The organism is Vibrio sp. V12_P9A6T4 (genome assembly GCF_963874835.1).
Classification (GTDB): domain Bacteria; phylum Pseudomonadota; class Gammaproteobacteria; order Enterobacterales; family Vibrionaceae; genus Vibrio; species Vibrio anguillarum.
Window position 1 is genome coordinate 20,216 of record NZ_CAWNJO010000062.1, and the last position, 9,186, is coordinate 29,401.

Consider the following 9,186-nt stretch of genomic DNA (forward strand, 5'->3'; position numbering starts at 1 on the left):
AGGCGCTCGGCGAGCGCCTTTCTACCAGGATAATCCAGAGGGTTTACCGCCAAGATTACTCTTCGTCTTCTAGCTCGATGTTGATACCTAGCGAGCGGATCTCTTTCAGCAATACGTTGAAAGACTCTGGCATGCCAGGTTCCATGCTATGGTTACCATCAACGATGTTCTTATACATCTTCGTACGACCGTTAACGTCATCTGACTTAACAGTAAGCATTTCTTGTAGTGTATATGCAGCACCGTATGCTTCTAGTGCCCACACTTCCATCTCACCGAAACGCTGACCACCGAACTGAGCTTTACCACCAAGTGGTTGCTGAGTTACTAGGCTGTACGAACCTGTTGAACGAGCGTGCATCTTGTCATCAACAAGGTGGTTCAGTTTGAGCATGTACATGTAACCGACAGTTACAGGACGCTCGAATGCATCACCAGTACGACCATCAAACAGTGTTAGCTGACCAGAAGTTGGTAGGTCGGCTAGGCTTAATAGTTCTTTGATTGATGCTTCTGACGCACCATCAAATACTGGAGTTGCAATCGGTAAACCACCACGAAGGTTGTTCACAAGAGTACGAACATCACCATCAGACAGAGCAGCAATATCTACTTTCTGACGCGTATCGCCAAGATCATAAACCTTCTGTAAGAACTCACGCTGCTTAGACAGCTCTTGTTGTTCTTTAACCATTTGGTTGATCTTGTCACCAATACCTTTTGCAGCCAGACCTAAGTGAACTTCAAGGATCTGACCGATGTTCATACGTGACGGTACACCTAGTGGGTTTAATACGATATCAACCGGCTGACCGTTTTCATCGTAAGGCATGTCTTCAACAGGGTTGATCTTAGAGATTACACCCTTGTTACCGTGACGACCTGCCATCTTATCACCAGGCTGGATACGACGTTTCACCGCTAGGTAAACTTTAACAATCTTCAGAACGCCAGGCGCTAGATCATCACCTTGAGTGATTTTGCGACGTTTCGCTTCGAACTTCTTATCGAAGTCAGCTTTTAGCTCATCCCACTGCTCAGCAAGCTGTTCAAGTTGAGATTGTAGCTCGTCGTTTTCTAGTGTTTGTTCTAGCCATTTCTTACGATCGATCGCATCAAGCTTCGCTTCAGAATAGCCACCATTGATCAGTACAGCTTTCACACGCGCTAGTAGACCACCTTCAAGAATTTGGAACTCTTCAGTAAGGTCTTTCTTCGCTTCTTTTAGCTGCATGTGTTCAATTTCAAGCGCACGCTTGTCTTTCTCTACGCCATCGCGAGTGAAAACTTGAACATCGATAATGGTACCTGAAACAGAGTTTGGTACACGCAGTGACGTATCTTTAACATCAGAGGCTTTTTCACCGAAGATTGCACGTAGTAGCTTCTCTTCTGGAGTTAGCTGAGTTTCGCCTTTCGGCGTTACTTTACCAACTAGGATGTCACCACCCTTAACTTCAGCACCAATGTAAACGATACCTGACTCGTCTAGTTTAGACAGAGCCGATTCACCTACGTTTGGAATATCCGCTGTGATCTCTTCAGAGCCCAGCTTAGTATCACGAGCCACACAAGAAAGTTCTTGGATGTGGATAGTCGTGAAACGGTCTTCTTGAACGACGCGCTCAGATACTAAGATCGAGTCTTCGAAGTTATAACCATTCCAAGGCATGAATGCGATACGCATGTTTTGGCCAAGCGCTAGCTCACCAAGGTCTGTTGAAGGACCATCAGCAAGGACATCACCGCGAGCTACAGGTTCACCTGGCATCACAGTAGGACGTTGGTTAATACATGTGTTTTGGTTCGAACGTGTGTATTTAGTTAGGTTGTAGATGTCGATACCCGCTTCACCAGATACAAGTTCATCTTCATTAACTTTAACTACGATACGAGACGCATCAACTGACTGCACCATACCGCCACGTTTGGCAACGGCAGTTACACCAGAGTCAACCGCTACATTACGTTCGATACCAGTACCAACCAACGGCTTCTCAGCGCGTAACGTTGGAACCGCTTGACGTTGCATGTTCGCACCCATCAATGCACGGTTCGCATCATCGTGTTCTAGGAACGGGATAAGCGAAGCGGCGATTGATACGACCTGGTTGGTCGCAACGTCCATGTAGTCAACATGTTCACGAGGGTGAAGACCAGATTCACCTTTTTGACGAGCTGTGATCAGCTCATCTGCAAACGTACCTTCTTCAGTCAGAATGGCGTTTGCCTGCGCGATAACAAATTGACCTTCTTGGATAGCTGACAAGTAATCAACTTCATCAGTCACCACACCATCAACAACACGACGGTACGGAGTTTCTAGGAAACCGTATTCGTTACAACGTGCAAATGCTGACAATGAGTTAATCAGACCGATGTTCGGACCTTCTGGCGTTTCGATCGGACATAGACGACCGTAGTGAGTTACGTGTACGTCACGTACCTCAAAGCCAGCACGCTCACGAGTTAGACCGCCAGGACCCAATGCAGAAATACGACGTTTGTGCGTCACTTCTGAAAGTGGGTTGTTCTGGTCCATAAACTGAGAAAGCTGTGAAGAACCGAAGAATTCTTTAACGGCCGCAGAGATAGGCTTCGCATTGATCAAATCTTGAGGCATGATCGCATCAAGATCGCCAAGGCTTAAGCGCTCTTTCACTGCACGTTCAACACGCACAAGACCTACGCGGAATTGGTTTTCAGCCATTTCACCAACAGAGCGAATACGACGGTTGCCAAGGTGGTCGATATCGTCCACTTCGCCAATGCCGTTACGAATGGCGATCAACTTCTTCATCACTTCGATGATATCAGTTTCGTCAAGCGTACCAAGCTCGCCGGCATCTTCACGCTCAATTGAGCTGTTGAACTTCATACGGCCTACTGTTGATAGGTCATAGCGTTCTTCTGAGAAGAATAGGCTTTCAAACAGCGATTCGGCTGCTTCTTTTGTTGGTGGCTCGCCAGGGCGCATCATGCGGTAGATTTCTACTAGTGCAGAAATACGATCAACCGTACTGTCGATGCGGAGCGTCTCAGACACAAATGGACCATGATCAAGATCGTTCGTAAATAGAACTTCAAGTTTCTTATAGCCCGCTTGTGAAAGATTCGCTAATGCTTCCAAGCTAATTTCTTGGTTTGCGCTAACGATGACTTCACCAGTTGCTTCATTGACATAATCTTTAGAAGCGACTTTACCAACGATGTACTCAACGGGTACTTCGATAAAATCAACGTTATCTTTTTCTAGTTGACGAATATGACGAGCCGTTACACGACGACCTTTTTCGACATAAACGGTACCATTTGCTTCAATATCAAATGACGCTGTTTCGCCACGCAGGCGCTCAGGCACCAACTCCATAAGAAGAGTTTGGTCTTTGACTTCAAACTTCACTTTTTCGAAGAACAGATCCAAGATCTCTTCTGTCGATTTACCAAGTGCACGAAGAATGATCGATGCAGGCAGTTTACGACGACGGTCAATACGCACGTATAGGTTATCTTTTGGATCAAACTCAAAATCTAACCATGAACCACGGTAAGGGATAATACGTGCGTTATAAAGAACTTTACCTGATGAGTGAGTTTTACCCTTATCGCTGTCGAAGAATACGCCTGGGCTTCGGTGCAGCTGGGATACGATAACCCTCTCAGTACCATTAATTACGAAGGTACCATTGTCTGTCATGAGTGGAATTTCACCCATGTAGACTTCTTGTTCTTTAATATCTTTTACAGTACCTGCTGGCGCGTCTTTATCAAAGATCACTAGGCGTAGTTTTACGCGTAGTGGCTTAGAATAAGTTACACCACGAATTTGACATTCTTTAACGTCAAAAACTGGCTCACCAAGACGATAGCTAACGTATTGCAGCTCAGAATTGCCGTTATAGCTCTGAATAGGAAATACAGAACGAAAAGCAGCCTCAAGACCGTATTGTCCTTCAGGATCCTGTTCGATAAACTTGTCGAACGAATCGAGCTGGATCGATAGCAGGTATGGAATGTCCAACACTTGTGGACGAGTACCAAAGTCCTTACGGATGCGCTTTTTCTCGGTATAAGAGTAAACCATGGGGTTCCTCAGCTCGCTGATAAGTGACCCAAACTGCCCACCAATTATTCAAAAATAAAGGGTCATAGGACAGTGACTAACAGCTGTTTACTGTAGTAACACAACATCACTCAAAAATGATAGTTTGTGTGCTTTTGCACGAGTATAAGCGTCTAAACAGCGGGAAAATTCACCCATACCCTACAGCGCAAAAAGGCCGGTGGTCAATAAACCACCAGCCATTAGCCTTGCGGCTAAGAAATTAAGTAATAATTACTTAACTTCAACAGTCGCACCAGCTTCTTCTAGCTCTTTCTTAAGTGCGTCAGCTTCTGCTTGAGAAACTGCTTCTTTAATTGCAGCTGGAGCGCCGTCAACTAGAGCTTTAGCTTCTTTAAGACCTAGGCCAGTTGCGCCACGTACTGCTTTGATTACAGATACTTTGTTTGCGCCAGCAGCAGTTAGGATTACGTCGAATTCAGTTTGCTCTTCAACAGCTGCTGCTGCTGGGCCACCTGCAACTACTGCAGCTGCAGCAGAAACACCGAACTTCTCTTCCATAGCAGAGATAAGTTCAACAACTTGCATTACAGACATTTCTGCAACTGCATCTAGGATTTGCTCGTTAGTAATAGACATAACAATTCTCTTTTAAGTCAACAATAAGTTTATTTAGCAAACAATAAAAAGCAATGCGAATTACGCAGCTTCTTTTTGATCGCGGACAGCAGCGATAGTACGTACCAGCTTGCCAGCAGAAGCTTCTTTCATGCACATCATTAGGCGTGCGATTGCTTCGTCGTAAGTTGGTAGTGTCGCTAGTAGTTCTGCGTCAGTTAATACGCCTTCAAATGCAGCTGCTTTGATTTCAAAGTGCTTGTTCTCTCTAGCGAAGTCTTTAAAAAGACGCGCTGCAGCACCTGGATGCTCGTTAGAGAATGCGATCAAAGTAGGACCTACGAATACGTCTTGTAGACATTCGTAAGCTGTGCCTTCCACTGCGCGACGTGCTAGAGTATTACGAACAACTCTCATGTAAACACCCGCTTCACGAGCTTGTTTACGTAGAGAAGTCATCGCGCCTACTTGAACGCCACGAGAGTCAGCAACAACTGCAGAAAGTGCACCACTGGCCGCTTCGTTGACTTCAGCAACAATTGCTTGTTTGTCTTGAAGGTTTAAAGCCATCTTGGATTTACTCCTGGTTGTCGTTACACCACTCACTATTATCACAACAGTGAGAGTTATTTCGGTGCAGTCCCAGAAGAAAGTTTATCTATTCAAAAAATAAATTATGCTTTCTGTCAGTTCGGGCACCATCTACGTAGGTACGATTAAGTCATTTATCAAACAGACAAATAACGCCTACGGTCTTGGACGGAGACTGGGTCATAGTTCTAAGAACTAAAATCAGCCCCAACCACAAATATTAGGCGCAGAATTATACACAAATTCCACACCTAATCAAATGTATTATTACGCTTGAGCGTTTAGCGTGTTCTGATCAACAGCAACACCAGCACCCATCGTAGTAGAAATGCTTACTTTCTTCAGGTAAGTACCCTTAGCAGAAGAAGGTTTCGCTTTCTTAAGTGCAACTAGAAGAGCTTCTAAGTTCTCTTGAAGTTGGTTAGTTTCGAAAGAAACTTTACCGATAGTTGTGTGGATGATGCCGTTTTTGTCGTTACGGTAACGAACCTGACCTGCTTTAGCGTTCTTAACCGCTTCAGCAACGTTAGGAGTTACAGTACCAACTTTAGGGTTTGGCATTAGACCGCGAGGACCAAGAATGGTACCTAGTTGACCTACAACGCGCATTGCATCTGGAGAAGCAACAACAACGTCAAAGTTCATTTCGCCTTTCTTCACTAGCTCAGCTAGATCTTCCATACCCACTAAATCTGCACCAGCAGCTTTAGCCGCTTCAGCGTTTGCACCTTGAGTGAACACTGCAACACGTACTTCACGACCAGTACCGTGTGGCAGAACAGTTGCACCACGTACGTTTTGGTCAGATTTACGAGCATCAATGCCAAGGTTCACAGCAACGTCTACAGACTCAACGAATTTAGCCGTTGCAAGTTCTTTAAGAAGAGCTACAGCTTCGTTGATTTCGTATTCTTTAGTTGCGTCAACTTTCTCACGGATAGTGCGCATACGCTTAGTTAGTTTTGCCATGATATTAACCCTCTACCACTAAGCCCATTGAACGAGCAGTACCCGCAATAGAACGTTTCATCGCTTCAATGTCAGCACCAGTCATATCAGCCGCTTTCGCTTCTGCAATTTCTTGGATTTGAGCATCAGTAACCGTGCCCACTTTTTCAGTGTTTGGACGGCCTGAACCAGACTTGATGCCTGCAGCTTTCTTCAGAAGAACAGCTGCTGGAGCAGTCTTAGTTACGAACGTGAAAGAACGGTCGCTGTATACAGTGATAACAACTGGAGTAGGCAAGCCTTTCTCCATTGATTCTGTTCTTGCGTTGAACGCTTTACAGAATTCCATGATGTTAACGCCACGTTGACCTAGTGCAGGACCAACTGGTGGACTTGGGTTCGCCATACCAGATGCAACTTGCAACTTGATATAAGCTTCAACTTTCTTAGCCATGATATTTCCTAAATGTGGGTACAAACGCCAATCAGCTGATCAGCTCCCCGGTTACTTTGTCATAAAGACGTGTAAATAAGGCGCGAAATTATAATCACATTTCACGCCCTTAACAACCCTAAAAGGTGTTTTTTTAATCAAGCTTATCGACTTGGCCAAACTCAAGTTCAACAGGAGTTGCACGACCAAAGATAGATACTGACACTTTAATGCGGCTCTTCTCGTAATCCACTTCTTCAACGGTGCCGTTGAAATCAGCAAATGGACCTTCATTAACACGAACCACTTCACCTGCTTCAAACATCGTCTTAGGACGCGGAGCTTCGCTCGCTTTCTCTAGACGATTAAGAATCGCATCGGCTTCTTTGTCAGTGATAGGTGCAGGACGATCGGAGGTTCCACCAATGAAACCCATTACACGAGGAACACTACGAACTAAGTGCCAGGACTCATCATTCATGAGCATCTGTACCAATACATAGCCTGGGAAGAACTTGCGCTCACTTTTACGGCGTTGACCTGCACGCATTTCAACAACTTCTTCGGTTGGAACAAGAACTTCACCGAAGAATTCTTCCATTGCGTGCATCTTGATATGCTCACGCAGCGATTGCGCTACGCGGCCTTCAAATCCAGAGAAGGCTTGAACTACATACCAGCGTTTTTTAGGAGCTTCACTCATGTATTAAACCCTCTATACCCCAGTCACGAAAGCGACAAGACGAACCATAATGCCGTCGATGCCCCAAAGTGCTAGAGCCATTACGATACTTACAGCTAAAACGATTAATGTTGTTTGCATGGTTTCTTGACGTGTCGGCCATACCACTTTGCGAACTTCCATACGAGATTCACGCGCAAACGCAATCGCCGCTTTTCCTTTTGTGGTTGTCGCAGCAACACCGAGTGCTGCAATAATCAGCGCAACCACACCTGCAGCGCGAAGCACTACAGACATTTCACCATACAGGTAATTACCCACAACAGCGGCAGCTAACAGAGCAAAAGTGACAATCCACTTAAATGTGTCTGCTGCACTTGAGCTATCAGGAATTTCAGCATTGTTTGCTTTCATAAACCAACCTGTTACAAGTCTTAACATAGACGACAACAACCCCGCTGTTGCAGGGCAAATCCATAGCACAGGTAAAGCTACCTATACATACTCATCAAGATAGAAATGTCTCTATCTTAAATCCTTTGCACTGGCTTTATCGACCAACAAATCGACAACGGCCAAATTTAGTGCAGAAAAAGGGCATCAAATGATGCCCTTTTTGGTAGTCGTTAGTCAAATACTATTCGTATTTAAACGGCTAAATCAGCAATTAAGCGATAACTTTAGCAACAACACCAGCACCTACTGTACGACCACCTTCACGGATCGCGAAACGTAGACCTTCATCCATCGCGATTGGAGCGATTAGCTCTACAACCATTTGGATGTTGTCACCTGGCATTACCATCTCTACGCCTTCTGGTAGAGAGATATCGCCTGTTACGTCCGTTGTACGGAAGTAGAACTGTGGACGGTAGCCTTTGAAGAACGGTGTATGACGGCCGCCTTCATCTTTAGACAATACATACACTTCTGACTCGAACTTAGTGTGTGGAGTGATTGAACCTGGTTTCGCTAGTACTTGACCACGTTCTACTTCATCACGCTTAGTACCACGTAGAAGTGCACCAACGTTCTCACCTGCACGACCTTCGTCAAGCAGCTTACGGAACATCTCAACACCTGTACAAGTCGTTGTGATTGTGTCTTTGATACCAATGATCGCAACTTCGTCACCTACACGTAGGATACCGCGCTCGATACGGCCAGTTACTACTGTACCACGACCTTGGATTGAGAATACGTCTTCGATTGGTAGTAGGAATGCTTGGTCTACTGCACGCTCAGGCTCTGGAATGTAAGTGTCTAGCGCTTCAGCAAGTTCAATGATTTTCGCTTCCCACTGCTCTTCGCCGTTTAGTGCGCCTAGTGCAGAACCTTGGATAACTGGTAGGTCATCACCTGGGAAATCGTACTCAGATAGAAGCTCACGAACTTCCATTTCTACTAGCTCTAGAAGCTCTTCATCATCAACCATGTCACATTTGTTCATGAATACGATGATGTAAGGAATACCAACTTGGCGACCAAGTAGGATGTGCTCACGAGTTTGTGGCATTGGGCCATCTGTTGCAGCAACAACTAGGATACCGCCGTCCATTTGCGCAGCACCTGTGATCATGTTTTTAACATAGTCAGCGTGTCCTGGGCAGTCTACGTGTGCGTAGTGGCGTGCTGGTGTATCGTACTCTACGTGAGAAGTATTGATTGTAATACCGCGCTCGCGCTCTTCTGGAGCGTTATCGATAGATGCGAAGTCTTTCGCTTCACCACCGTACACTTTTGCAAGTGTAGTACAGATAGCAGCAGTTAGAGTTGTTTTACCGTGGTCAACGTGGCCGATAGTACCAACGTTTACGTGCGGTTTCGTACGTTCAAATTTTGCTTTAGACA

8 protein-coding genes are annotated in these 9,186 nt (G+C 45.4%); all 8 read right to left on the minus strand.

The window, feature by feature from the left end:
* Positions 1–55: 55 nt before the first annotated feature.
* A complete protein-coding gene (rpoB, locus tag AACQ42_RS10705) occupies positions 56–4,084 on the minus strand; it encodes a DNA-directed RNA polymerase subunit beta (RefSeq protein ID WP_010318961.1) in 4,029 nt (1,342 codons plus the stop codon).
* Between the two features lie 252 nt (positions 4,085–4,336).
* Positions 4,337–4,702: a 50S ribosomal protein L7/L12 gene (gene rplL, locus AACQ42_RS10710; protein ID WP_010318962.1), complete on the minus strand. Its 366-nt coding sequence runs from the start codon at positions 4,700–4,702 to the stop codon at positions 4,337–4,339.
* A gap of 60 nt (positions 4,703–4,762) precedes the next feature.
* The gene (gene rplJ / locus AACQ42_RS10715; protein ID WP_094133759.1) at positions 4,763–5,251 is read right to left on the minus strand and encodes a 50S ribosomal protein L10; all 489 of its coding nucleotides are present in this window, start codon (positions 5,249–5,251) and stop codon (positions 4,763–4,765) included.
* A 288-nt stretch (positions 5,252–5,539) separates the two neighbouring features.
* Complete coding sequence (gene rplA / locus AACQ42_RS10720) at positions 5,540–6,241, minus strand: 50S ribosomal protein L1 (protein ID WP_013857952.1); 702 nt, start codon at positions 6,239–6,241, stop codon at positions 5,540–5,542.
* A 4-nt stretch (positions 6,242–6,245) separates the two neighbouring features.
* On the minus strand, positions 6,246–6,674 hold the full coding sequence (gene rplK, locus AACQ42_RS10725; protein ID WP_010318965.1) for a 50S ribosomal protein L11: 429 nt from the start codon (positions 6,672–6,674) through the stop codon (positions 6,246–6,248).
* A 133-nt stretch (positions 6,675–6,807) separates the two neighbouring features.
* Positions 6,808–7,356, minus strand: coding sequence for a transcription termination/antitermination protein NusG (gene nusG / locus AACQ42_RS10730; protein ID WP_013857954.1), 549 nt, complete (start codon positions 7,354–7,356; stop codon positions 6,808–6,810).
* 12 nt (positions 7,357–7,368) lie between these two features.
* Complete coding sequence (gene secE, locus AACQ42_RS10735) at positions 7,369–7,749, minus strand: preprotein translocase subunit SecE (protein WP_026027616.1); 381 nt, start codon at positions 7,747–7,749, stop codon at positions 7,369–7,371.
* A 253-nt stretch (positions 7,750–8,002) separates the two neighbouring features.
* The coding region (tuf, locus tag AACQ42_RS10740; RefSeq protein ID WP_017044244.1) for an elongation factor Tu at positions 8,003–9,186 on the minus strand (1,184 nt) is incomplete at its 5' end.

What these genes read in the sequence shown, in the direction of transcription:
- nusG (WP_013857954.1), bottom strand. Translation starts at nt 7,356, where the DNA reads ATGAGTGAAGCTCCTAAAAAACGCTGGTATGTAGTTCAAGCCTTCTCT.
- rplK (WP_010318965.1), bottom strand. Translation starts at nt 6,674, where the DNA reads ATGGCTAAGAAAGTTGAAGCTTATATCAAGTTGCAAGTTGCATCTGGT.
- rplA (WP_013857952.1), bottom strand. Translation starts at nt 6,241, where the DNA reads ATGGCAAAACTAACTAAGCGTATGCGCACTATCCGTGAGAAAGTTGAC.
- rplL (WP_010318962.1), bottom strand. Translation starts at nt 4,702, where the DNA reads ATGTCTATTACTAACGAGCAAATCCTAGATGCAGTTGCAGAAATGTCT.
- secE (WP_026027616.1), bottom strand. Translation starts at nt 7,749, where the DNA reads ATGAAAGCAAACAATGCTGAAATTCCTGATAGCTCAAGTGCAGCAGAC.
- rpoB (WP_010318961.1), bottom strand. Translation starts at nt 4,084, where the DNA reads ATGGTTTACTCTTATACCGAGAAAAAGCGCATCCGTAAGGACTTTGGT.
- rplJ (WP_094133759.1), bottom strand. Translation starts at nt 5,251, where the DNA reads ATGGCTTTAAACCTTCAAGACAAACAAGCAATTGTTGCTGAAGTCAAC.